Below are 25111 nucleotides of genomic sequence, written 5' to 3'. Positions count from 1 at the left end.
ACAATTCTTTGCTTGCTATTGCTCTCCGCCTGCTGGCGGGAGCAACAGCAGCAGGATGTTGCTCCGCAGCTGCTCTGCTGCCTTAATAATCCTGTTAACCTGTTTGCAAACCTATGGTCAGAATTTATCCAACAGAGGAAAAAGCTTCTGGGTAGGATATGGCCACCACCAGTTCATGGAACCCAACAGAGGTAACTCACAGGAAATGGTACTCTATCTGAGTGCGGAAGAACCTGCTAATGTTACCGTTACTATTGATGGCACCACCTGGTCAAGATCTTATACAATTCCTGCCAACACTGTTATTGCAACCGACCAGATTCCTAAGACAGGTACTTTTGACGCAAGACTTTATTCTGTACCGCCTACTTTCGGTGGTACCGGGGGTGAAGGTCTGTTTCAGCGGAAAGGTATTCATATCGTCAGTGACGTTCCTATTGTAGCTTATGCACACATCTACGGTAGTGCTTCATCCGGCGCGACCATGCTGATGCCGGAAGATACCTGGGGATATTACTATGTTTCACTGAACAGTCAGCAGGACTATGACTTTGACTGTTTCTCCTGGATGTTTGTCGTTGCAAAAGAGAATAATACGGTAGTAGAAATTACCCCTTCCGTACCTACCCGTAATGGTAAACTGCCTGGTGTGCCATTCACTGTTACCCTGAACAGGGGAGAGATCTATCAGGTGATCGGTGCATCGCTTGGTGGAAGTGCCGGACATGAAATGACAGGTACGACTGTCAGATCGATCGCAAATGTAAATGATACCTGTTTTCCTGTAGCGGTATTCTCCGGTAGTAGCCGTACAAGTATTGCCTGTGTTGGCAATTTCGGCTCCAGTGGTGATAATAACATTCAACAGGTATTTCCATCACAGGCATGGGGAAAACGTTACCTCACAGCGCCAAGTTCTGTTGATAATACGCCCAGCAGTTTTATGACCAATCCTTATAAGGTGGTGGTAAAAGATCCGACCACTGTGGTAAAGCGTAACGGCGTACAGTTAACAGGCTTGCTGAATAACTCATATTATGAATACGAAAGTAACACGCCGGATCTCATCGAAGCGGATAAGCCGGTATTAGTTGCACAATATATGTCATCTACAGGCGCCTGTAACAATACGGGTGGAGATGGTGACCCTGAAATGGTGTACCTGAGTCCTGTGGAGCAATCCATTAACAGGATCGGATTCTACAGAAACAACCGTGAGAACATTAACGTGAACTACCTCACGATGATCATACCCACCAACGGTCTGAATACACTGACGATCGATGGTGTGGCCAACTCCTGGAATGTGGCGATCCCACACCCGAATGTGCCGGGCTATTCTGTCGTTGTCAAAAGATGGAATGCCACGCAGGCCCAATGTATTGTACAGAGTGATTCCGCCTTTACCGCGGTAACTTATGGTCTGGGATCGGTAGAAAGTTATGGTTATAACGCGGGTACGCTCATCAATAACCTGAATGTGATCGGAGTTATCCACAATGAACAGGATACCTCATCTTATAAAAATGATTTTACCTGTACACAAACACCGGTTGAACTGTCCGTGCTGCTGGCATACAAACCTACAGAGATGCACTGGAATATCAGTAAACTGGGTAATGTCGTAACACCAAATGCGGATGTGGCACAGACGAACCCTGTGCCGCTGGGAGAGGAGCTGGTGAATGGTGTACCATATTATAAATACACCCTGCCAGGTACCTACCTTTTCAGTACGATCGGTAAATATGAAATTCCAATCGTTAACACACATCCAAGTATCGAGAAGTGTGATCATAAAGAGGAAGTAAAGATTTCTGTAGATGTAAAACGTAAACCTACTGCTTCGTTCACTACCGATTTCACCGGTTGTACAATGGATACAGTGTATTTCAAAGCAGATAGCAGCGGTAATGGTTATACAATTGACCGCTGGAAGTGGACATTCCCTGGTGCTGTAAAGGATAGTGGAGCCATTGTACAACGCAGATTCCCGGTAGGACAGCAGAATATTGCACTGAGTGTGATTTCAAAAGAGGGTTGTCTGGCAGATACCGTTATAGCTGTGAATGTGGTAGCGATCCCCGTAGCTGATTTTACCACAGCACCAGCTGCTGTGTGTGAAGGAGGTAGTGTACAGCTGACGGACCAGTCCACTTACGGAGGCACAGCCCCTATGAAGAACTGGTACTGGAATTTTGGCAATGATACGACTGCATCTGTTGGTACCGACACTGTGCAGAAAGCCCATTACAGCAGATATGGTACTTATACAATAGCACATGTGGTGAAAGTAAGTGAACTATGTGTGAGTGATACGGTAAAGAAAACAATCGCTGTCAATGCTAATCCTGTTTTAGGATTTACCTATCCGGATACCTGTCTACTGGCAACCGGTGAAGTACAGTTCAACAGTACGACGACAGCACCAGACGGACAGGCCATCAGTACCTATGCATGGGATTTCGGAGATGCGAATGCTACTCCTGCCAACCCTAATACAGCCACTATTGCTGATCCGCTGCACAGCTATTCCAGGTTTGGGACCTACACAATTAAATATGCGGTGACCACTGCACAGGGATGTATGAAAGATACAACTGTACAGGCCACCTTCAATCTGAAACCAGCGCTGACATTTGGTGCGACATTGCCTGCTGTTTGTATCAATGACAAAACAGTCATCTCTGTAGCAAAGGCAAGCGTAACCAACGGCGTGACCGGTACGGGCATCTACAAGGGGAATGGTGTGTCACAGGCGGGTATCTTCAATCCGTTGACAGCCGGCGCCGGCACACATACTGTCTGGTATGTATTTACCGCACAGGGTGGTTGTACAGATTCTATTTCTGCCACCATCACCGTGTATCCGAAACCACAGGCACTCTTTACTGCCAATGCAGATGTTTGTCTCGGTGAGGCAGTCAGCTTCGCAGATCAGTCTTCTATTACCACCGGCAACATTGCTACCTGGAAATGGATCTTCGGAGATGGCAGCACAGAAAACCGTACCGACAATACCACATTTGATAAGACTTATACAGCATGGAAAAACTATAACGCCAAACTGGTCACTGTCAGTGATCACGGATGTATCAGTGATACGGCAGCAAGAACGGTAGCTGTACATGCGCTGCCGGTGCCTGACTTTGCACTGCCGACCAATATCTGTATGCCGGAAGGAGCTGCGCAGTTTAATAATCAGTCAGCAGTGCCTGATATGTCAACCCTGGCTTATCAATGGGCATTCGGTGATGGCGGCACAGCAACAACTGCTTCTCCTTTACATCATTATCAGGATGCAGGTTCCTATACAGTCGTACTGACTACTACATCTGTATATGGTTGTACCGCTACAAAAGAGAAAGTGCTGGCTGACTTCTACGCACAACCAATGGCTGATTTCACCGTATCACCGGATACGCTGTGTCAGGGTGCTGATAATGTCTTCACCGACAGAAGTGTGGATGCCAATAACAACATCGTATCATGGGCATGGACCTTTGGTGATGGTAACGGTTCGACCGATCGTAATCCTGTAAAACGCTATACAGAACCAGGCGATTATCCTGTACAGCTGGTGGTTGCCAATGGCGCAGGTTGTGTATCCGTACCGTTCACCAGCAATGTTGTGGTATATCTGCAACCAGTGATAGATGCAGGTCCTTCCTTCATCGTTGCGCAGGGTAGTCAGGTGAGATTTGCACCAACTGCAAACGACTCTTCGCTGAGCTTCCGCTGGACACCACCAGATGGACTGTCTGATCCTACTGCACTGCGACCGGTGCTGAATGCGATGGAAGACCAGATCTATACACTGACGGCGATCGGAGAGGGCGGTTGTATAGCGACAGACGAAACCTCCGTGAAAGTCTTCAAAAAAGTGAGTATCCCTAATGTGTTCTCTCCGAATGGAGATCAGATCAACGACAGATGGGTACTGACCAATCTGTCTGATTACGCGGAGTGCACAGTAGAGATCTTCAACCGTTACGGACAACAGGTATACTATTCCGAAGGATATAAGACGCCATGGGACGGCACCTATAAAGGCCATTTATTACCGCAGGCCACTTATTACTATGTCATTAAACTAAACAATGGTACAGCCCCAATGACAGGCTATGTAGTCATCTTACAATAACATCTGAAAATATCGACCAAAATGAGAAATATACTATCTATCATCCTGGTATTGCCCTTTCTGATCTTCATAGGGAATACAGCAACAGCACAGACAGATCCGCATTTTTCCCAGTACTATGTGTATCCGTCATGGCTCAACCCGGCACTGACCGGTGCATTTGATGGCCAGTACCGCATTGGCGCCATCTATCGTAATCAATGGGGAAACATCAGCGATCCGTTTACCACGTATGGTGTTGCCGCCGATTTCACGACCAACAAACAGTTTAATTTCGGCGCCAGCGTATTGAATCAGAAAGCAGGCGATGGTGGTTATAACTACACGACTGCTTACGGAAGTGCTTCCTACACCGGTGTACGCTTTGGCGCTGAAGGATACCATCGCGTAGTATTCGGCTTACAGTTCGGTATGATCCAGCGTAGGTTCGATGCCTCCAAATTAACATTCGGAGATCAGTGGAATCCTATTACCGGTTACAATCCCGGTACGCCTAGTGCGGATGGTTTCAGCAGAACATCCTCTACTTCTTTTGATGCAGGAGCCGGTGTACTGTATTATGACGCGGAACCAGGAAAGAAGTATAACATTTTTGGCGGTTTCGCCGTATCGCACCTGACACGTCCGACCGATCAGTTCAGCGTTACTGGTGATGCACGTTTCCCTATGCGTTTTACAGGTCATGCAGGTGTGAAACTGGCAGTGACGGACGCGATCAGCATAACCCCTAATATCCTGTACCTGAGACAGGGTAATGCAGAAGAGAAAATGGCCGGTGCTTACGGACAGCTGTTTGTAAATCCGATCACAGACGTATTGCTGGGTGTCAACTACAGGTTCAAAGATGCGGTATCCACACACGCCGGTTTTACCTACAAGGGTGTAACACTGGGTGTAAGTTATGATATCAATACTTCTGAACTGAGCAAGATGGCAAGAGGCTCCAACGCCTTCGAACTGTCACTCACTTTCATTGGCAGAAAGCTTTTCAGATCACAGGAAGTGGAGTTTGTTTGTCCGCGTCTCTAATATGAACCTCATCCGTCAACACGTATCAAAAGAAGAACATGAAACGTATTTTTCTTACCATAGCAATGTTTTCAGCAGTAGCCATCAGCAAGGCGCAGGTAGCGTACAACTATCTGAGAGCTGCTGACTATTACTACAAGAATGCAGAATATAGCTCTGCTGCACCTTATTACGAAAAATACCTGGCAGGCGCCAGGAAGATTGTAAGTGATGCAGCATACAGACCATATAATACACAAGCGTCTGCAAAGAAGTCGCTGGCAACTGTCAGCAGCGAACAGCAGGCTATTTACAAACTGGCAGAAAGCTACCGTTTGTTGCACGACTATAGCAAAGCTGTACCCTGGTATGCAGAAGCAACTGAGTTTGATAAAACGTCTTTCCCGTTGGCAGGTTACCACTATGCGGTAGCTCTCCGTGCGCTGGGAAGACATGAACTGGCAGAGAAAGCATTTACTGACTTCCTGACCTATTATACTGTAGAAGATAACTATCGTGCTACCGCACAGCGTGAATTACAGAACCTGCGTTTTGTGATCGCTGAAATGGCTAAACCAGATCTGAACCTGTACAAGGTAGAAAAGGCGCCGGCAGTGATCAATCCTGTGGGGGCTAACTATGCACCGGTATGGTATAAAGAAAATGTGCTGGTGTTTACTTCTACCAGACCCGATAAAGATGTAAAAGGACATGCTTTTGTAAACCGCCTGTACAGTGCGGATTATGCAGCAGGACAGCCTGACACTGTAAGCCATCTGAACATACCGCAACCTAAGGATGTGGACCAGGGAGTGATTGCCCTGACACCTGATGGTAATACATTATTCCTGACCCGCTGGACAGTTAAACAGGGTAAGAAAAGCGCCGCTATCTACAGTAGCAAAAAAACAGGCGATACCTGGAGTGAGCCGGTAATACTCGATACGGTGCTTAATGTGCCTGGTTTCAGTGCACAACAGCCCTTTGTAACCCCTGATGGCAAGCGCCTGATCTATGCGAGTGACAGACCGGGAGGCGCAGGTGCATTTGATCTCTGGGAAGCGGAGCTGAATGGAGAAGGCACCCCTTTCTTTACAAAGAACTTAGGACCTGTTGTAAATACCCCATGGAATGAGGAAGCGCCTTATTATCATGCTGCATCCGGTTTACTGGTATTCTCTACTGATGGCCGTGTGGGTATGGGCGGATTTGATTTCTTCTATACAAAGGAATCTGCAGGTACATGGGCTGAACCTGTGAACTTTGGTTATCCGGTGAATTCTGTGAAAGATGATATGTATTTCACCAGCAAAGGCAGTAAAGACAATATCCTTGAATCTGTATGGTTGTCTTCTGACAGAGATGCGGCCTGCTGCCTGGAACTGTTTTCACTGAAGAAAGTTGTACCACCACCACCGCCACCACCGCCAGCACCAAAACCGGAACCACAGATCATTGCACTGGAGCCGCCAACAACAGACGGACCTATTGTACTTGAAAATGTGTATTACGACTTCAATGAGTCTTACCTGCAACCTGCTTCTTTCCCTTCACTGGACAGACTGGTAGCTATGCTGAAGAAGTATCCGAAGATCACGATCGAGCTGAGTGCACACACAGATAGCAAAGGTTCGAATGACCTGAATGAAAAATTATCCGATGCACGTGCGAAAAGCTGTGTTGACTACCTGGTAGGTCAGGGTATTGAAAGTGCCCGTCTGCAGGCAAAAGGATACGCTGCTTCCCGTCCGGTAGCACCAAACACCAATAAGGATGGTTCTGATAATCCTGAAGGCCGTGCGCGTAACCGCAGAACGGAGTTCAAGATCCTCAGCCGCGAATAAGCTAATGCACACCACTAAAAAACAAAAAGCTTATGAAAAGAAAACCATTGTTGCTGCTGTTGCTGGTAGTCTTATCGCAGGGCTTACATGCACAACAACAGCCGCATTATACACAGTATATCCTGAATCCTTTCATTATCAATCCCGCAGTGGCTGGTATTGAAAATTACTGGGATGTAAAGGCAAGTCACCGTCATCAGTGGACAGGACTGAACGGAGCGCCGGTGACGACTTACCTGACAGTGAATGGTCCGCTTCGCAAAAGCGATTACCCTGTAGCCAGTGTAACCGGTTTAACCCCTCCGGGAGATAATCCCAGGGGCCGGGCATACTGGCAGGAATACACCACACCGCCGGCACATGCAGGTGTGGGTATGACCATCTTAAATGATAAGACAGGCCCGTTGAACAGGTTCTCCATCAGCGCAACATATGCACATCATATTCCACTGTCAACAAGACTGAGCATCAGCGGAGGTATCTCTGTAGGTATGCAGTCCGTATCGGTAGATGCGGCGAAGTTACAGTTCCAGCAACCAGGTGACCCGGTAGTAGCATCCAGTGCACTACTGAATAAATGGAGACCTGAGGTGAATGCAGGACTGTTGTTGTACGGCCCGGATTTTTATTTAGGTGCGGCTGCCCAGAATATCGTTCCCCAGGAGGTAGCCTATGATAATGGTAAAGTAGTGGGTGACTCTCTTTACAGAGGGAAGCTGGTGCCGCACCTGTTTTTCTCCGGTGGTTACAGACTATGGCTGAGCGAAGATTTTACCCTGCTGCCATCTGTGATGGTCAGACTGGTCACCGCAGCGCCGGTAAGCTATGATGTAAATGCAAAGCTTATGTATCGTGACCGCCTGTGGATAGGCAGTTCCTATCGTGTGAAGGATGGTTTTGCTGCTATGCTGGGTGTGAACATCAGTTCCACCATCAATATCGGCTATGCCTACGATTACACGACCTCTTCACTCAATGCAGTCAGTAAGGGCACACATGAAATACTGATCGGATTCCTGATCGGTAACCGCTACGGCGATCTGTGTCCCCGGAATAATTTCTGATCAACGGATAGAATGACACACTTATAAATTATTAAACCAAACATCTTAACCAAAACACAAACAATTACTTATGAAACGAATTTCCAGTTTTTTCTTTGTTGCAGTTATGTTCTCTTTAATGGTAGGTATGGCTTCCTGCGGAAAGGATGGTGATGTAGGACCTGCGGGACCTGCCGGTGAAAATGGCTCTAAAGGCGACAAGGGAGATAAGGGAGACAAAGGTGACGCAGGTTCTGCGAATATTATCTACTCCGAATGGCTTGAAACACAATTCGCACTGGATACTGCCAGCGGTGAGTACGAATGGGGTGTTGAAGTACCTGAAATTACCAGTGAAGTACTCAACACAGGATTGGTGAAAATATATTTCAATCTGTACCTGGCTACAGATCCAAGAGTATCATCTGTGCCTTATGTAGAGGGAGATCTGTATATCAGAGATCTGCTGGCTGAAGGTGGATTGATACTGTTAAGTAACTACAATGTAAGTACACAGACGAACTCCTCTGGTCAGAAGAGATTCCTGGTAAGATATGTGATTATTCCTGGTGCTGCTGCAGGACGTGTATCCAAAGGCATCAACTGGGGTAACTATGATGAAGTAAAAGCTTACTTCGGTCTGAAGAACTAGTTTACTAATGACCATCTCCATCAAAACCACATGTAAGATGGCTGCTTTATCCAGGGCGGCCGGTTTTTTTAAACACCTTTTTTGCCCGGTATTTTAAAAAATTAATGACATGAACAGCTATTGTGACCTGACAGATGAAGAACTCATAAGATTGTACAGATCCGGCAACGACCGTGCATTTACTGTACTTGTGCACAGACACAAGAACAGGATCTTTACAACCATCATGCTGTTGGTAAAAGACAGATGTCTGGCGGAAGATATATTCCAGGATGTGTTCATAAAGATCATCAATGCCTTCAATGAAGGCCATTATCTTGACAACAGCCGCTTTATAGCCTGGGCCGTCAGGATTGCCCACAACTGTTGTATCAGCCATTTTCGTAAAAAGACAGCAGCTTTTGCCATTATCTACAGAGATGAAATTTCCAATCAGATATACCACCAGGTAGAAAGTCAGGAACAACGTATTATCACCAGAGAAACGCATGCCTCTGTACAAATGTTGATAGATCGTCTGCCTGAGGCACAGCGGGAAGCGCTTATCTTAAGATATTATGCCGACCTCTCCTTCAAAGAGATCGCCCAGATCGTTAATGTAGGTATTAATACCGCATTGGGAAGGGTGCGATATGCCGTCATGAATATGCGTAAAATGATGGAAAGAGAAACAAGCCCTGAAGTCGTATAAAAGCTCCGTATGGAGCTTTTTACCGCTTTTATCCCCATACCGCAATCAGTATGCAGTAGGTCCATTTTTTTAATGGCTATCTCCCTAAAAATGACTAAATTCATCAGGTAAACAGCATTATGCTGCGAGGATACTTTTGCCACTTTACAGGATACCCGGAATCATGATTGTTTGTTATTAGCCGTATAGTCAAGTTAACCAGTTTGCCCGTTAGCCCGTAATCAGCAGTATCCATTCAACAGGTCTGAAATGAATTCCATATATTCTTATGAAGAGGATCTTCCTGCTCATTTGTTTTTTTTGCTGCCTGCAAGGGTTGTCGGCGCAAACAACATATAACGTGTCAGGTACCATCAGAGACACTACCGGCCAGGAAATGATTGGCGCTAACGTGTGGCTGATGGCCGGACGTGATACCCTGCATACTATCAGTAACGAAACCGGCAGATTCTCTTTTCAACAGGTGCGCCAACCTATATTTACCATCCGTGTCAGTGTGCTGGGATATGAAACCTGGTACCGGGAATTTTCCTTTCGGGATGCCGGTGCACAGATCGACCTGCCGCTGATTAAACTTACCATGAAGACCAGTGAACTGAAGGAAGTCGTGGTAAAAGGAAAACTCTCTCCCGTCATCATAAAGGAAGATACCATAGAATACCGGGCAGACCAGTATCGTCTGCGGCAGAATGCTGTCGCGGAAGATCTGCTGAAACGATTACCGGGCATGCAGGTGGATATGGAGGGGAATGTCCAGACCATGGGTAAGAAAATTACCAAGGTCAGGATCAACGGAAAAGACTTTATGATCGATGATATCAAAACCCTGACCCGCTTACTCCCGGTTGACCTCATCGACAAAATACAGCTGATCGACGACTATGGTGATCTGGCCAGGGCGACCGGCAGGAAAGTAGGAGAACCGGAGAAAATACTGAACATACAGACCAAAGCCGATCTGGAAAAGGTATATCAGGCACAGGCACTGGCAGGAACAGGCAATGATGGCCGGTATAATGCCGCTCTGCTGGCTAACTTTTTCAGTGAAAAGCAACAACTCTCTATAAACGGTAATACGAATAACATAACGGCACAGGTAGGAAATACGGTTACTTCTACGGGCAACATCAACTACAGGGGTAATTATTCGAAAGAGTTTTCTATGAACGTAGGGGTGATGGGTGGACGCACTACCAGTGAACTGGAATCCCTGAGTACTGTAAAGACGGTCACAACCGACGGTACATTATCCAGTGTCAACAGCAGTAATAACGGCAGCCGGAATGACAACTATAACATCAATATCGGAACAGAATACAAGCCGAAGGAAGGAGATATGATCAACTTCAATATCAATGCAGCCGGCAATAAGAGTTTCAACAACAACTTTACCAGCGCTATTCAAAGTGGTTTACAACGAAAGGATCAGATCACCTCCAGCAGCAATACGAATAATACGCCCGTCTATCTGGCGGGTCTCTTTGCGACACACCGCTTTTCAGGACTGGGAAGGATACTCTCCCTCGGATTGTATGCCAATACGACCAACAATAAAAATCTGCAGGATGGTATCGATAGTCTGCGTTATTACAATCCCGATAGCACCGTTGCAAAAGATTCCGTATTACATCAGTTGTTAGACAAGCAGAACAGGAACTTCACTGCAAACGGGCAATTGTCCTATGTAGAGCCGCTGGATTCCGTGAATAGTCTTGAGTTCCGTTATTCCCTGAACTACAACCGTACGGAGAATATACAGGATACCCGGTGGATCAATGCAGATGGAAAGATCAACCGTATCGATTCTCTCAGTAATAGCTACTTCTATACGCAAACACAACATCAGATCGAACTGAACTACCGGCGGGCAAAAAATAAATGGGATATGACCTTTGGTATGCGGCTGTTGCCAGCAAGTCTGAACAGCAGTATGGCGGGTGGCTTAAACAGGGCGGTAGTTAAAAGCAACAAACTGGTGCCGGTCTTCCGCATACAATACAAATTACCGAGACAGGCTATGATGAGTTTATCATATGCAGGGAATGTGATATTCCCAACCTATCAGCAATTGCAGCCTGTTCCGGATCTGACGAATGCACAGTTTCCTATCATAGGTAATCCTGATCTGCGACCGGCTTTTGCGCATTCTCTGTTTTTCAATTATCGTAATGCGGGTCTGAATACTTTGTTTGTACACCTTTCGGCTAACTATACACAGGATAAAGTGGTGACAAATGTCTCACTTGTCAAGGATAGCTTTAATACTGTAAAGCAGGAAACCCGTTTTCTCAATACGGATGGTGATTATAATTTCCGCTTTATTTACGGATGGTCTTACCGGATAGATGATGGTAAGTATAATTTATTCCTGGATGGAAACAGTTCGTACAACAATAATATCCTCTACATGGATAATGTGCGGAAAACAGGACAGAACCTCGTGATCAATCAGTCATTAAGAGCAAATATGTTGCGTGAGTGGATGGAGCTGACAGGTGGTGCATCCTATACTTACAACCGCAATGTCTATGTATTGCAGGAGAATAATATTACGAATATCAATACCTGGAACTTTAACTTCAATGGCAAAGTATATTTTCTGAAAACATTCAGTCTGTCAGCTGATCTTACCAAACAGCTGAACAGTGGGTTTAGTGGTGCACTGACAGCAAATCCGCTGCTGGTCAATGGAACAATTGAAAAAATGTTTTTCAAGAGAAAGCTGACCTGCCGTTTGCAGGGATTTAATCTGCTGGACGAGACCTCCAGATTGTCGCAGACGATCAGTGGAAATACGGTAGTGGAGAACCAGAACAGGTTACTTGGACGTTACTTTATGTTCTCTTTGCAGTGTGATCTGCGCATGTTTAAGGGAGCCCGGAAATAGTTGATCTTTATTATGAAGAGGCAAATAAAAATGGCATGTAGTGTTAAAACTGCATGCCATTGTTTTTATGCAGAACATAACGTTAAGCAACATCAATTTCCTTTGATAAATAAATGTCCTGTATGCTATGCAGCAATGATACCCCTTCTTCAAACGGACGCTGGAATGCTTTTCTGCCGGAGATGAGTCCCATACCCCCCGCACGTTTATTGATCACGGCTGTTTTAACAGCTTCTTTCAGATCGCTGGCGCCAGACGATGCACCTCCGGAATTGATCAATCCGATACGTCCACTATAACAGTTCAGTACCTGATAGCGGCAGAGATCAATCGGATGATCGGTAGCCAGATCAGTGTACATTCTTTCATCCAGTTTGCCATAGCTGCTGCTACCCATATTAAGTGCTTTGTAGCCACCGTTATTTTCAGGCAGTTTTTGTTTGATGATATCTGCCTGTATGGTTACGCCCAGGTGATTCGCCTGACCGGTAAGGTCTGCTGCTACATGATAGTCTTTTCCGCCGGTTTTAAAGGCGTCATTACGCAGATAGCACCAGAGGATGGTCGCCATACCGAGTGAATGTGCTTCTTCAAATGCAGCGGCTACTTCTGTGATCTGGCGGCGTGCGTCTGCAGAACCGAAATAAATAGTTGCGCCAACTGCAACAGCACCCAGGTTCCAGGCATCTCTTACCGTGCCAAACATGATCTGCTCAAAACTGTTGGGATAGGTGAGCAGTTCGTTGTGATTGATCTTGACGATGAATGGTATCTTGTGTGCATACTTGCGAGACATGAGTGCCAGTCCGCCGTAAGTAGTAGCCACACCGTTACAGCCGCCTTCAATAGCCAGTTTAACGATGTTCTCCGGATCAAAATACATCGGATTCGCAGCAAAAGAAGCCCCTCCGCTGTGCTCGATACCCTGATCGATAGGTAAGATCGATACATATCCTGTTCCCCCCAGGCGGCCTGCGCCATATAATTGTGCAAGGCTTCTTAATGTCTGGGGCGTTCGGTTGGAAAACACAAAATGTTGGTCGAGAAAATCAGCTGAGGGGAGGTGTAATCTTTCTTTCGGTACTTTGGTACATTTGTAAGTGAGCAGATCCTGGGCTTCGTCTCCGAGTATGCTATTGATTTTTTCTGGAGTCATGGTTTTGTGTTTTTTGTGATATGATGGAATATATAATTACTTATAACACCTGATCAATTGCCTTTGTTAACTGCTGGCGTATAGTTGCCTGACCACCCTTTGTAACAAACTTAATAATCCCTTCTTTGTTGATTACAAAGCTCACAGGCCAGGACGTCACATTATACGCCACATCTGTGTCGTGAGAGTCGACCAACAGGTTATAATCAAATGTATGCGCTTCCAGGAAATCAGTCACCTTTTCCTTATCGTTATAAGTCATCGCCAGGAATACCACATCTTTCGATTGATAATCTTTGGTCAGCCCGTTGAGTTCCGGCATTTCCTGTATGCAGGGCGGACAAGTGACAAACCAGAAGTTTAGTACGACTACTTTTCCTTTCAAATTTTTCAGTGACCATTTTTTGCCGTTAATATCCAGGAGTGTAAAACCAGGGGCGGGCTTATCGACCATATCATTCAGTAATTGCTGCCTTTTGGCGCTGGCCTCCTGCATCTTTTGGGCCATTTCATCGGTGATTTTAACAAGATGCATGATACCTTCCCTGTCATCTTTGGCATTGTGACTAAATACGAGTCTGCCGGGTCCCCAGGCAGCGCGCAGGCTATCCAGTTTGTCAGCCGGGAGTACCTTCCCGTTTGGCAGTATGTATTTGGTATTACGCCTTGTTTGTGCAGATAGCTGTTTACTGATACCACAAACAAAAAGAAAACAGGCAAGGAACAAAACGGTTGTCTTCATGAAAATGGGTCTTTGGGTTGATTAAATGTATGTTTGTTGAAGGTATGAACAAAGTAAAATGTTACCAGTATGCGACTGGCATTCCCTACTGTTAATTTATCCTAAAGAGGCTTAACGACTTCCGTGCCAATGGTTAACCAATTGATTATTAGCAGATTGTTTTTTAGCCTAAACAGTTAACACGATCATATTTCGCAGATCAGCGAAATATAACAGATCTCCGAAACCCGGTTTTTGCTACAAGTTATTATAAATCAGTTTATTAAAGAAATGGCATCACGCTTGTTGCACTTGTGTCGAACTGACCAGGATACCGGATAAGCAGACTGTCCGTTATTCAGGTAAGCAGTTCGGTTTTTCATGGATCGGATCCATTATTATCAATTGATAGCATTTTCGCTTTGAACACACTACCTGTTGCCTTCACCATTACTCACAGCTTTATGTGCCTGCATTCCACATTTGTTAACGCCGGTGCCGGGTATCCGGTATATGCCATTGCAGGCATCGTGTTACTGTTGGTAACTGGTATTGTGATCTGGCGTCAGAGATGGCGGCATCACCAGGCGCTTGATGAAATAAAAAGTTTACGGTGTAAGCTGTATGAGTTTGACAGGTATCTGGGAAATATTACCCGCGAAAAAGACTGGTTGATAGAAGAAACACATCACCGGGTAAAGAATAACCTGCAGATGGCGATCAGTTTGCTGAATACCCAGTATACCTTTCTGGCAGACAATGAAGCACGTCAGGCGGTCCGTAATACACAACACAGAATGTTTGCCATTTCGCTGGTGTACCAGAAACTGTATCAGGAAGATGCATTGTCAACGATTGATATTCCCCGGTATATCAGCGAACTGTTAGATTATCTTAAAGATGAATATGAGGTAGATACCGATATAGACTTCAACCTTAAAACAGTACCTTTAAAGCTCGATGTTACACTCGCTATACCCTTCGGACTCATTATCACAGAAGCCATCAGTAATATTTTCAGACATGCTTTTACCGGCAGGGAAAAAGGCAGTGTGTACATCTCTATGGAAAGCAATAACGGCAGGCATTATAAATTGCTGATAATGGATAATGGGGTAGGACTGCCTGTCTCTTTTGATCCCTATGCGGACACGTCTATGGGATTCATGCTGATGACAGGGCTAAGCCGGCAGGTGAGAGGAACCTTGCATATTTACAATGATAACGGTGTTACGGTTGTACTGGATTTTCTGAATGATGGCAGACTGCCGGAGAACTTATAAATTACATTGAGAAATGACCATGAAGGAAAATATACTGATCGTCGAAGATGAATTTATCGTAGGAAATGATCTCAGACTGATGCTGATCAAGGCAGGATATGCCGTTTGTGGTATCGCCGCTTCTGTGGATGAGGCCAAAGCCATGATAGAGCGGAATAAGCCGACCTGGGTATTGCTGGATATCTTTCTGCTGGATGGATCATTAGGAACTGACCTGGCCGGATATCTCCGCCAGAAAAATATCGGATTTATATACATCTCTGCGAATACGAATCAGAGTATACTGGAAATTGCCCGTGCTACCAGACCTTACGGTTTCCTGGTAAAACCTTTCCGGGAAAAGGACCTGCTGATCATGCTGGATATTGCCAGGTACAAACATCAGAATAATCTGCAACTGTCATTGCAACGTGAGCAGTTAATGCAAAAACAATTGCAGCAGATCATTGAGGCTCCCTTTGAACTGACTGATAAGATTGCCCGTATCCCTGATGTCTTACAGACATTCGTTCCGTTTGATTATCTCCATATTGCCATCACCGGTAAAAAACAGCATACACTGGAAGAACTGAGCTTCCAGCGAACAGGCTATGATGAGTATGAACAACTGGACAACATAGCATTGTGTAAGACTTTGGGTCTTGATAGAAATAGCATCCTGTCCGAAAAAATTGCACAGCTGCAAAATGAAAAAGGAGGGTATCTGAATGATGCAGAATTCAGACTATGGATAGCTGATAAGACATGGGAAGGTAAACTGGGTAATCATCTGCGTTTAAACGCCAGACTGGCTGTTGCCGTGATGTTGCCGGCCGGTAATATAGCTGTCATTTCTTTTTACAGCCGCAATGCTGACACGTATACGGAAGAGCAGTTTACCTTGCTGGGAAGAATGGAAAATGGTATCCGTCAGTTACTGGAACAGGTTCAGCAAAAGTATGATCCACTGAGTGCGCGTATTGTTGCAAGGAAACGTGTGGAAAAACCGGTTATAGACAATGATAACCTGTTTGAAGGAATAGTCGGCCGTAGTCCTGCTTTTCTGAGTGTATTACACAGTATCAACATGGTATCTGCAGCACCCAGTTCTGTACTGATACTGGGTGAAAGTGGTACTGGTAAAGAACTCATCGCGCGATGTATACACAAACAGTCTCCCCGTAAGAGTAAACCACTGATCACGGTGAATTGTGCAGCCTTGCCTGCTGAGCTCATAGAATCTGAATTGTTTGGTCATGAGAAAGGCGCATTCACGGGTGCTACTGATAAACGCGCAGGTAAATTTGAACTGGCTGATGGTGGTACGATCTTCCTGGATGAAATAGGTGAATTGCCGGTCGAATCACAGGTAAAGCTGCTGCGTGTTTTGCAGGAGAAAGAGTTTGAAAGGGTAGGAGGTAGCAAGGTCATTAAGATAGATGTACGTGTGATCGCCGCTACAAACCGAAACCTGGAAAAAGAAGTAGCAGAAGGGCGTTTCCGGTTAGATCTCTATTATCGTCTGAATGTATTCCCTGTAGAATTACCATCGCTCAGAGAGCGTAAAGATGATATCCCTTTGCTGGCACAACATTTTGTAGATAAACTATCTGAGAAGTTAAGCCGTAATGTCACAGATATCAGTCCTGATGCCTTAAAAGCTTTGCGTTCATACGACTGGCCCGGGAATATCCGTGAGATGGAACATGTAATGGAAAGGAGCCTGCTGATGACAATAGGCACTGTTCTGAAACAGATCATGCTGCCAAAAGTCGTTACACAACAGGTAGGGACAACTATCTCCTCTTCCGATGGAAACAGGATCAAAACCCTGGAAGAAATGGAAATAGAACATATTCTGCAGGTATTGAAAAGCTGTAAGGGAAAAGTATGTGGTGTCGGTGGTGCAGCGGAGCTGTTAGGGCTGCCACCCAGTACCCTGAATTCCAAGATCAGGAAGCTGGGGATCAAAAGGGATTTTCATTTTAAAGATTAGTACTTAAGCCGTATAGTTGTGCTTAGTTTGCTCCTTTGCGCCGAGCAGATTTATTTTCTGTACGATGATCCGGATATGAAATCCTTCTTTATTTTTACACTCCATCGTTCCTCCCAGCTGCCTGGTTAATCCCTGCATCAGGTTCATGCCAAGCGATGAACTGGTACTGAGATCAAAGTCTGGCGGAAGTCCGGCGCCATTATCACTGATGCTGAGCAACAAGCCCTGTTGCTCCTGCTGTCTGAACGAAATATTGATCTTTGCATCCTCCTGCCGCTCCTTAAATGCATATTTGATCGCGTTCGTAATTGCCTCGTTAAGGATCAGGCCCAAAGGTACTGCCTGTGATACATCCAGCATCAAGCGTTCTATATCCATCATGAATGCGATCTTTCCCCGCGTATCAAAACTATCCTGCAGGTAAATAGCCAGTTCGAAAATATAATCCCGCATATCGATACCGGACAAATTATCACCCTGATATAATTTCTGATGTATCAGGGAAATGGAATTCATTCTGTGCTGGCTTTCCCTGATGACATTTAATGCGGCATTGTCTTTCAGGTAGAGGGACTGCGAGTTCAACAGGCTGATAACGATCTGCAGATTATTCTTTACCCTGTGATGAATTTCTTTCAGCAGCCATTCGCGTTCATTGACCAGTTGTTTAAGTGAATCATTTTGTAGATTGATGGAAGTCTGTTTTTGTTCCAGCTGCTTGTTCGCCTGCTGTTTCAGCCGATAGCGGCTATATCCAAGTAATAGTATCAGTCCGAGTAACGCTATACCGGCAAATAGCAGATTCCGGGAGATCGCTTCACTGCTCAATGCTCTTTTTTGGAGGTCGTTCTGCTTTTGCAGCATCTGTATATCATTTGCCTTATTGGCGATGTCGATATCTTTTTTCTCTGTTTCAAACTGTATTTCCATTTCTGCAATCTGTTTGTCGTGATTGCGTTTATTAACGGTGTCCAGTATGGCTCTGTATTGCTGATAATGTGTAATAGCTGACTGATAATTGCCCATCATGGAATCTGCCATGAACTGATACCGCTCTATACTACCACGTACTTTCAATTCTTTGGTGCTATCTGCAATTTTCTTCAGTATGTCTATATGTGGCCATACTTTGCTGACTTCCTGTTTGCCCAGAAATAAATTGATAGCAGCATAGTGAAAGTTAGCGATATAGGGTTCAGAAGCATGATCTCTTCTGACCAGCGGATTGATCTGGTTATAGTAACGTTCCGCCTGTGTATATTCTTTTACAACAGTATGCGCTTCCAGTAGTATACTCACAAGGTGTATGAGATAGGTCGTATCCCTGATGGGGTACCTGTTTAGTACTTCTGTTAAAGCTTTTATGGCTTTTCTGGGTTGATTTGAATGGATATAGGGTGAGCCTGTATTGGAAGTGATCAGTATAATGGCAGAGGTGTCGTTATTTCGTTTGGCATAAATGAGCGCTTTTTCAAATGCTTTAGCAGCATCTGCAAAGTTGTTCATGTAGTTGTAGATATATCCCAGTCTGTTGTAGGTAGCAATGGCAGTACCACTACTATCCTTTTTACGTTCTATCAGCCGGGTGCCTTTCAGCTGGTAATCGAGTCCTTCTTTCAGGTGTCCTGTCTCTACACTTACAAAGCCTAACAGACTGTATAAGTCCTGTATGTCCGTATAATGGGCTGCCTGGTAGAGATGGAGTGCTTCTTCCAGGTATTGAAGCGCCAGTCGTGGATTGCCTTTAAAAGCAATCAGATCTCCCAGAAACTTAAGTGCATCAGCCTGTTTGACGGGATCTGCGCCTGCCTGTTTCAGCAGGCGGACTGCCCTTGTGTAATAAACGATCTTGGTATCTAGTTCTAATTCATTGTCTATGCTGTAATAGGTAGATATCTCTATATAGGCAGCTGCGGCTTCTACCGATGCAGGTGTATTCTCCGGAAAGTAACTGATGGCTTTCTCTGCGTATGCTTTTCCTGATTTTCTATCGTCTTTTTCCCGGTATATCTGTGCCAGCAATGCGTATGCCCCACCTTCTCCTTTGGGAAAGGCCAGTTTATGGGAAAGTGCAATAGCTTCTTTGGCGTAAGATAGGGCTGCCTGCATATCCACTGCTTCGCTTCCCGGTTTATTCACATAAAAATTACCTGTTTCTATGAACAGGCGGACCTTGTTGCTGTCTGCTACAGCATTGGCGAGTTTGTGGAGTAACGTTTTCTCATTGTCACTCTTTTGTGCGAAGACTGCTGTTGTACACAGTAGAAGAATAAATACAATATGATATTTGCATATATATGAAGACATGAAATGCTAGGTTTATACGGGTAGAAACCACTGGACAAACTTAGTCAATCATTACTGAAAACTATCAGAATTGTCGTCGTTATGACAATATACCCATCCGCCTGAAGACGGACGGGTGTCACTCACTATTAGAAATCTACATCTAAAACAACGCGGTAATTCGCTTTGCCAGATTCAAGATGCGCAATGGCATCATTGATCCTGCTCATAGGAAAATGTTCCACCATGGCGCGGATATTATGTCTGGCCGCAAAGCGAAGCATTTTGTCAAAGGCACTTCTGGAGCCGGCAGGAGAAGCAGATACCACTGCCTGTGGTATTAACAGCGACAACACTGTTACTGGTATTGCCTCGTAAGGAATACCTACAAAGTGCAGTCTTCCCCTTGGTGATAGCATGGAAATGATCTTGTCCCATTCGAGTGTTACGCCTACAGTCACGATGATCAGATCGAAATGTCCTTTCAGTGATGCCCATTCATCGCTGTTCCGACTGGAAACAACATGGTCTGCGCCTAATTTTTTCGCTTCTTCAAATTTCGCAGGTGTAGAAGAAAACGCTGTTACCTCAGCTCCCCAGGCATGTGCAAACTGTACTGCCAGGTGTCCTAGTCCGCCCACGCCTATAACGCCTACTTTATCAGTAGCCTGGACGCCGTATTCCAGTAACGGATAAAACACGGTGATACCAGCACAGAAGAGTGGTCCTGCGTCTGCAGCACTGATACCTTCAGGTACCGGTATTACCCATAACCAGTGCGCTTTAATACGGTTGGCAAATCCGCCATGATATCCCAGTACGGTAGCTTTCAGGTTTACACATAAATGTGCGTCTCCTTCCAGACAGGGATCGCAGTGTCCACAGCTTTCTTTATTCCAGCCAACACCTACTGTTTGTCCGATAGTCAATCCTTTGGTTTTTGCTACTTCACCCAGGGCGACAATCCGGCCTGTGATCTCATGTCCTGCTACAAGCGGAAATGGTAATCCGAAGTCGCCATTTAAAACAGCAAGGTCTGTGTGACATAATCCACAATTCTCAATAGCTATCTCCACTTCCTCTGCTGTAACGGAAGATAATTCATAACTGTAGGGTTGTAGTTTCCCCTTTGGCTCCAGCTGAGCCCATGCATTAACTGTTGACATATTGCTGCTTTTTTATTCTGCAATGGGGAGGCCCATTTTAATCCAGTCTTCTCTTACAGGGCCATATAGCTCCGGTAACGGGAGCTCCAGGATGCGCATGATAACCGACATCTGACTGCGATGATGGATCTCATGTTGTACAAGCAATGAGAGCACATCTCCTTTTTTCCATGCTTTGCCAAAAAGGAGTACATCACTATCAAGGATATTATCCTGCCAGTGCGTCTGTACGGCTGAACGCATCCGCTGGTGATAGTCTTTATATATTTCAATAAGCTGTGATAAGTCAGCAGGTGTAGGTTTTGCCGCCAGTTCATCCTGGTCTAACAAACCTACCTGCATGCCAATGTCGCTGATGACCTGTGAAATATGGAATGCCAGCCGGTCCAGTGTGCGTACGTTATCATGTACTTTCACATTCCTGGTAGTTGTTGTCAGTAACGAAAAAACGCTGACTGTTTTATGCACTTCAAAGTCCCAGTCTCCGATAAACGCCGTTATGCTGTGATACATCTGTTAAATGATTGATGACGTTATTTTTTTACAACATGATCTGTACTGACTGACAGCGTTATCCAGCGGGCAGCTTCTTCCAGCGTAGCTGCTGCGTTGTTCCTCAGCATTTCAACAGCATCTGTACCTACAGGCAGATGCAAAGGCGGGTGATCTGTATGTGCTATCTGTATGACTACCTGGGCCAGCTTTAAAGGATCACCAGGTTGTTGTCCGTGTAGTTGTTCGGGAATCTGTCTCACCTGTCCGACTGTATCCGCATAATCATCTATCTTATTCACACTTTCCTGGTAAGAACCTTTGCCGAGGAAGTCAGTGGAAAATAATCCAGGGGCAAGGGAAGTTACTTTAATACCTAATGGCGCTACTTCTTTCGCAAGTGCTTTTGAAATACCTTCTACCGCAAATTTGGTGGATCCATAGATACCCCAGCCGATGACGGAGTCATAACCAAAGAGAGATGAAATGTTAATAATATGACCGCTTCTGCGTTGCCGCATAGAGGGCAATACAGCCCGCAGTACATTCAGCAGACCGAATACGTTTGTATCATATTGTTTTCTGACTTCAGCGTCAGAAGCTTCTTCTACACCAGTCAGCATGCCGTAGCCTGCATTATTGATCAGTACATCGATCTTCCCAACTTTTTCGAGGGCTGTTGCTACTGCCGATTTTACCTGCGCTTCATTGGTAACATCCATCGTCACAACCGTAAGTGCTGCCGGTTTACCTAACGCCGTAAATAATTGATCTGCACCTGAACGAACAGTAGCTACCACCTGGTCACCTGCTGTCAATGCCGCTTTTACTATTTCCAGTCCGAACCCCTTGGATGCCCCTGTTACCATTAATACTTTCTGTGATGCCATATTGATCATGATTTGAGATTGATAAATTGTAGGAACTGACATCAAAATTACCTGTCTGTATAAGCAGGATCAATGGATGGATGATTCTAGAAAAGGTATGCTTCGTAGCTATAGATAAAGAACGTAGATCGTGTATTACCGGCGACGAAAAACAGTGTTATCAGCGAAATATCGCTGCCTGGGTACTTTGGGTGGTATTTAAATGATTGATATCCATTGTTTTGTTTAGGTGGCATGTTATTCGGGTTTATGGGAGAACAATAGGGAAAACCTAAAAATCAGGACTTATGATAATGAGACCAACATTTGCCCCGGATAGCGTTATCACCGCAACCATCAGTGAACGTCTGCTAAACGCAGGAACTTTTTCCATCGAAGAGATCAATGCGAAAGAGGCATACATTATAGAAACCTCCACACAGGATAATCATTATAAGATCATACTACTGACGCAGGGGGATTGTTATTGTAATCTTGGTCCGGTTAATCTGCATATGAGCGCTTCAAACATTGGGATCATACGTCCTAAACAGGCCTGTACGATGCTTGTCGATGAGGGAACAACAGGTTTTTTATTGTCTTTCAGTTATGACTATCTCCAGTTGATCGCCGGTACGCCAGGTATTATATTGCCCAATCTGCACGCAGGTTTATCTGAATATTATACAATATCGGCGACGACTGTCGAGCGTGTGCCTATTACAGAAATTGCGTTACAGATTGCTGAAGAGCACCGTTCTTTTTCCTCACTCAGGGAAGAGATGATCAGGAGCCTGTTCCGGGTTTTTATACTTTACGTATGCCGGCTGAATAAAGTGAAAGGTGATATTGATTATAACAGATGTCCGCCGCTCGTAAAGCGCTTTTTCACACTGCTGGAAAACTATTTTCTGACATTAAAGATGCCTGCTGACTATGCGGACCTGCTGGCGGTTACTCCCGCTTATCTGAATGAACTGGTGAAAAGAAGCTGTGGTTTTACAACCAGTTATTGCATACAACAAAGGATTGTAGCAGAAGCCAAACGCCTTATTATGAATTCGGAATTAAGTCTGAAGGAAATTTCTTACCGGCTGGGTTTTGATGATGCTTCTCACTTCAGTAAGTTCTTTAAAAAATTCACAGGGAAACGTTACTCTGATTTCCGCAGACAAATTATCAACTGATCATAAGCATACCATAACTACCGCTAACGATACATTGATAGCGTTGTGATGTGCTGCTAACTTCGATAACAGATACAAACTTTTATGAAAAATACAAATGAGTTATTAAGCCGGGTGCTGGAAGCCCATGGCGGAATGGACAAATGGAATGCTTTCCAGCATATCGAGGCACATGTACAGATCGGTGGACTGACATGGACGATTAAAGGACATGAAGGTATACTTAGCGATATCGTGTTCACCGGCGCATTGCATGAGCAGAAAGCCAGCTGGGAATCTATTTATTCACCAGGATGGACATCTGAATTTGATGCCGGCCGTGTAGCGTTGCTGGATGCCGAAGGTAAAGTGGTAGAAGAGTTGCGCAACCCGGGAGCTTCTTTCGCAGGTCATACTATTGAAACGCCCTGGAGCCGTATGCAGTTGATCTATTTTTGCAGTTATGCGACATGGAACTATCTCACCACTCCTTTTAATTTTACTTTACCTGGTTATGAGGTAAATGAAATTGAACCATGGCAGGAAGGAGAGGAGACATGGCGCCGACTGGAAGTGACATTTCCTGGCAATATCGCGACCCATAGTAAAAAACAGCGCTTCTATTTCGATCAGCACTATCATTTAAGAAGACATGATTACTGGCCTGAAGTACTGGGTGGAGCTGCTGCAACACAGATCATAGATGGCTATAAAGAATTCTCCGGGATTAAAACCGGTACGGAGAGAAGGATCTATATCTTGAATGATGCAGATAACAGTTATCAGACGGAGCCCGTACTGGTATCTATCGATGTACTGGATATACAGTTTTCCTGACCATAAAATGACCACCATGCATACACCGTCCAATGACCACGCAACTGCACCCACTCAATATATTGAAGCAAATGGTACCCGTTATGCTTACCGTTCACTGGGAGCGCCGTCTGACATTCCATTAATATGTTTTCAGCATTTTACCGGTACCCTGGACAACTGGGATCCTGTGATCACGAATGGGCTGTCAAAAGGCCGTCAGCTGATTATTTTTGACAATAAAGGCGTGGGTCTCAGTTCAGGTACGACGCCTGATAGTGTTGCAGAGATGACAACAGACGCACTGGCATTTATAGCCGCATTAGGTATTCGCCGGTTTGATGTACTAGGCTTTTCTCTTGGTGGATTTATTGCACAGTACATGGCGCATATCCGCCCTGACATTATCAGAAAGATCATCATTGTAGGTGCTGCACCACAAGGCGTGAAAGTACTGCATACCTTTCCTGATCTTATCGCCCGTGCAATGCAACTGGATCCCCGGGAACGGTTTTTATTCATTTTCTTTGAGCAATCGGAACGTAGCCGTAGCAAAGGGCTGGCGACGCTTGGCAGACTGTATGAGCGAAATGCAGACAGAGATTCCGATGCTTCTGTGCAGGCAATTGGCGCGCAGCTGACGGCTATTACCAACTGGGGAAAGCAATCACCTTCTTTTGATATTGCATCTATACAACAGCCTGTATTTGTTGTACAGGGCAGTAATGATGAAATGATGGATACATATAATTCTTATGAGCTGTTTAAGCGTTTGCCTGATGCAATATTATCGTTGTATCCGGATGCCGCACACGGATCATTTTATCAGTATCCCGAATTATTTGTAAGTCAGGCGGAGTATTTTCTTGACAGTTATTGATCCCGGAGCAGCATTCATAAAATCTGTCACAG

General features: G+C 45.1%; 18 protein-coding genes. 12 read left to right on the top strand and 6 right to left on the bottom strand.

The genetic code is table 11. The annotated features are described in order from the left end of the window. Window positions 1–103: 103 nt before the first annotated feature. The 7 genes from BMZ72_RS11425 (at window position 104) to BMZ72_RS11395 (ending at window position 12269) form a co-directional block, all read left to right on the top strand. The gene (locus BMZ72_RS11425) at window positions 104–4144 is read left to right on the top strand and encodes a PKD domain-containing protein (RefSeq protein WP_255373184.1); all 4041 of its coding nucleotides are present in this window, start codon (window positions 104–106) and stop codon (window positions 4142–4144) included. A 21-nt stretch (window positions 4145–4165) separates the two neighbouring features. Continuing rightward, window positions 4166–5173: a PorP/SprF family type IX secretion system membrane protein gene (locus BMZ72_RS11420; RefSeq protein ID WP_089808332.1), complete on the top strand. Its 1008-nt coding sequence runs from the start codon at window positions 4166–4168 to the stop codon at window positions 5171–5173. Between the two features lie 38 nt (window positions 5174–5211). Beyond that, entirely contained in the window at window positions 5212–6996 is a 1785-nt protein-coding gene (locus tag BMZ72_RS11415; protein ID WP_089808330.1) for an OmpA family protein, read from the top strand. A 32-nt stretch (window positions 6997–7028) separates the two neighbouring features. Beyond that, entirely contained in the window at window positions 7029–8060 is a 1032-nt protein-coding gene (locus BMZ72_RS11410; RefSeq protein WP_089808328.1) for a PorP/SprF family type IX secretion system membrane protein, read from the top strand. 70 nt (window positions 8061–8130) lie between these two features. After that, window positions 8131–8691 carry a hypothetical protein gene (locus BMZ72_RS11405; protein ID WP_089808326.1) on the top strand — a complete coding sequence of 187 codons (561 nt, stop codon included), beginning with the start codon at window positions 8131–8133 and terminating at the stop codon, window positions 8689–8691. A gap of 109 nt (window positions 8692–8800) precedes the next feature. Next, window positions 8801–9382, top strand: a complete 582-nt coding sequence (locus tag BMZ72_RS11400) for an RNA polymerase sigma factor (RefSeq protein WP_089808324.1) — start codon at window positions 8801–8803, stop codon at window positions 9380–9382. 340 nt (window positions 9383–9722) lie between these two features. After that, on the top strand, window positions 9723–12269 hold the full coding sequence (locus tag BMZ72_RS11395) for an outer membrane beta-barrel protein (protein ID WP_177222762.1): 2547 nt from the start codon (window positions 9723–9725) through the stop codon (window positions 12267–12269). Window positions 12270–12351: 82 nt separating this feature from the next. Here BMZ72_RS11395 and BMZ72_RS11390 read toward each other — a convergent pair whose 3' ends face one another. Both BMZ72_RS11390 and BMZ72_RS11385 read right to left on the bottom strand, forming a co-directional pair. Then, window positions 12352–13425 (bottom strand): class I fructose-bisphosphate aldolase, encoded by a 1074-nt coding sequence (locus BMZ72_RS11390; RefSeq protein WP_089808320.1) that lies wholly within the window; start codon window positions 13423–13425, stop codon window positions 12352–12354. 40 nt (window positions 13426–13465) lie between these two features. Next, entirely contained in the window at window positions 13466–14167 is a 702-nt protein-coding gene (locus BMZ72_RS11385) for a peroxiredoxin family protein (protein ID WP_089808318.1), read from the bottom strand. A gap of 401 nt (window positions 14168–14568) precedes the next feature. Here BMZ72_RS11385 and BMZ72_RS11380 point away from each other — a divergent pair, with 401 nt between their 5' ends. Next, the gene (locus tag BMZ72_RS11380; protein ID WP_143087669.1) at window positions 14569–15429 is read left to right on the top strand and encodes a sensor histidine kinase; all 861 of its coding nucleotides are present in this window, start codon (window positions 14569–14571) and stop codon (window positions 15427–15429) included. Between the two features lie 13 nt (window positions 15430–15442). Next, the gene (locus BMZ72_RS36955; protein WP_089808314.1) at window positions 15443–17404 is read left to right on the top strand and encodes a sigma-54 dependent transcriptional regulator; all 1962 of its coding nucleotides are present in this window, start codon (window positions 15443–15445) and stop codon (window positions 17402–17404) included. A gap of 3 nt (window positions 17405–17407) precedes the next feature. On the opposite strand, the gene BMZ72_RS11370 is transcribed toward BMZ72_RS36955, so the two are convergent. The 4 genes from BMZ72_RS11370 to BMZ72_RS11355 all read right to left on the bottom strand — a co-directional run bounded on the left by BMZ72_RS11370 (window position 17408) and on the right by BMZ72_RS11355 (window position 22238). Beyond that, a complete protein-coding gene (locus tag BMZ72_RS11370; protein ID WP_089808312.1) occupies window positions 17408–19711 on the bottom strand; it encodes a histidine kinase dimerization/phosphoacceptor domain -containing protein in 2304 nt (767 codons plus the stop codon). Between the two features lie 128 nt (window positions 19712–19839). Further along, window positions 19840–20856: an NADPH-dependent aldehyde reductase Ahr gene (locus BMZ72_RS11365; protein WP_089808310.1), complete on the bottom strand. Its 1017-nt coding sequence runs from the start codon at window positions 20854–20856 to the stop codon at window positions 19840–19842. 12 nt (window positions 20857–20868) lie between these two features. Beyond that, a complete protein-coding gene (locus BMZ72_RS11360) occupies window positions 20869–21369 on the bottom strand; it encodes a DinB family protein (RefSeq protein WP_089808308.1) in 501 nt (166 codons plus the stop codon). Window positions 21370–21389: 20 nt separating this feature from the next. Further along, on the bottom strand, window positions 21390–22238 hold the full coding sequence (locus tag BMZ72_RS11355) for an oxidoreductase (protein WP_255373183.1): 849 nt from the start codon (window positions 22236–22238) through the stop codon (window positions 21390–21392). A gap of 287 nt (window positions 22239–22525) precedes the next feature. On the opposite strand from BMZ72_RS11355, the gene BMZ72_RS11350 reads away from it, so the two are divergent. From BMZ72_RS11350 to BMZ72_RS11340, 3 genes are all read left to right on the top strand, one after another. Then, complete coding sequence (locus BMZ72_RS11350; protein ID WP_089808304.1) at window positions 22526–23404, top strand: helix-turn-helix domain-containing protein; 879 nt, start codon at window positions 22526–22528, stop codon at window positions 23402–23404. An 84-nt stretch (window positions 23405–23488) separates the two neighbouring features. Then, on the top strand, window positions 23489–24220 hold the full coding sequence (locus BMZ72_RS11345; protein ID WP_089808302.1) for a hypothetical protein: 732 nt from the start codon (window positions 23489–23491) through the stop codon (window positions 24218–24220). Between the two features lie 16 nt (window positions 24221–24236). Further along, window positions 24237–25079: an alpha/beta fold hydrolase gene (locus BMZ72_RS11340; RefSeq protein ID WP_177222760.1), complete on the top strand. Its 843-nt coding sequence runs from the start codon at window positions 24237–24239 to the stop codon at window positions 25077–25079. The last annotated feature ends 32 nt before the right edge of the window (window positions 25080–25111 follow it).

This window comes from Chitinophaga sp. YR627 (assembly GCF_900114995.1).
In the GTDB taxonomy this organism is placed as follows: Bacteria; Bacteroidota; Bacteroidia; order Chitinophagales; family Chitinophagaceae; genus Chitinophaga.
This window is presented reverse-complemented; position numbering and strand designations above follow the sequence as displayed.